The organism is Gemmatimonadales bacterium (genome assembly GCA_030697825.1).
Classification (GTDB): domain Bacteria; phylum Gemmatimonadota; class Gemmatimonadetes; order Gemmatimonadales; family JACORV01; genus JACORV01.
On sequence record JAUYOW010000004.1, the window covers coordinates 1 to 1,373 of the forward strand.

Annotated in this window: 2 protein-coding genes; both read left to right on the forward strand. The window is 71.3% G+C overall.

Annotation, left to right across the window (positions count from 1 at the left end):
- Positions 1 to 268: hypothetical protein (locus tag Q8Q85_00150; GenBank protein ID MDP3772659.1), on the forward strand; the 268-nt coding region annotated here is incomplete at its 5' end.
- Between the two features lie 82 nt (positions 269 to 350).
- Positions 351 to 1,373 (forward strand): DUF4340 domain-containing protein (locus tag Q8Q85_00155; GenBank protein MDP3772660.1); only part of this gene is annotated, 1,023 nt, incomplete at its 3' end.

Below are 1,373 nucleotides of genomic sequence, written 5' to 3' on the forward strand. Positions count from 1 at the left end.
CGGGGGGCGCGTCGTCGCCATCGGCGACTCGGACTTCCTCGTCAACGCCCAGCTCGCGAACGTGGGCAACCGCGATTTCCTGCAAGGCTGCGTGCAGTGGCTCGTGGCGCAGGAGCAGCTCATCGGCATCGGGCCCAAGACGCTCGAAACGCTGAAGCTCTCGCTCACCGCGGCACAGCTCACCATGCTGCAAGCGCTCCTGCTCCTCGGCTTCCCCGCCCTGGTCGTCGCCGCCGGCGCTGCCGTGTGGTGGCGTAGAAGAGCGTAGAACGTTAGCCGGTTGGCCAGTTCTCCGGTTCTCCGGTTTCTCGACAACTGGCTAACAGGCTAACCGGCAAACCGGAAAACAGATGCGTTGGAAGAGTACGGTGGTTCTGCTGGTCCTGACGGTCGCAACAGCCGCATACGTCTCCCTCTACGAGTTGCGGCAGCCGGACCAGGGGGAGCGCCGGTACCGCGCGAGCCAGGTGTTCGCCGTCCCGGAGGGGGCGGCGCGCCTCACCCTCGCCTTCGGCGCGCGCGAGCCGGTCGTCCTGACCCGTGACGGCGAGGCGTGGCGCATTGCTCCGGCCGGGCTGCGCACCGACCCGGCGCGCGTGGGCGGGCTGCTCGGCGCGCTCACGCTCCGCGCCTCGCGCACGTTCACGCCGGCCGCGGCCCAGCCGCTCAGCGACTTCGGGCTTGCGCCGCCGGAGGGCACCATCACCATGACGGCCAACGGCCATGACACCGTCCTGCTGATCGGCGGGACCACGCCGGTCGCAGGCAGCCGCTACGTCAAGCGCGCGGACCGGCCAGAGGTGCACGTGGTCAACGCGGACGCAGTGGGCGCGGCCGACCACCCGGCGGAGGATTTCCGGGACCATGCGCTGCTGCGGTTCGAGCCGTCGGACGTGCAGCGCGTCGCGTGGACCGACGGAGACACGGTGCTGCGGCTCTCGCGTCAGGGAGACGGCTGGCAGATGGAGGAGCCAACGGAGGCCGCGGCTGCCGATGTGATCACGCACTGGCTGGGGCAGTGGAGCACGCTTCCCATCGCGCAGTTCGTCAACGACGCGGCGCAGCCCACGGACCGGACCGCAGCCGGAGTGGATGCGCCGGTTCAGCGGCTGGAGCTGGGCTTGGACGGGGGCCGCTCGCTCACCGCGAGCTTCGGCGCCGCGGTCACGGGGGATGCGGCGCTGCGCGCGGCTGGCGTGGACACGGAGCCGTCCGCGCTCTATGCGGTGGCGGACGTGGACCTGACGGCGCTGAAGAAGTCGAGGGACGAGCTGACGCCGCGCGAGGCGGCCGCGGGCTTACCGGCTGCGGGCGAGGATGTAGCGCCGGGCGCGCAGGATGCGCTGGATGACGGTCACGTGCACGAGGACGGC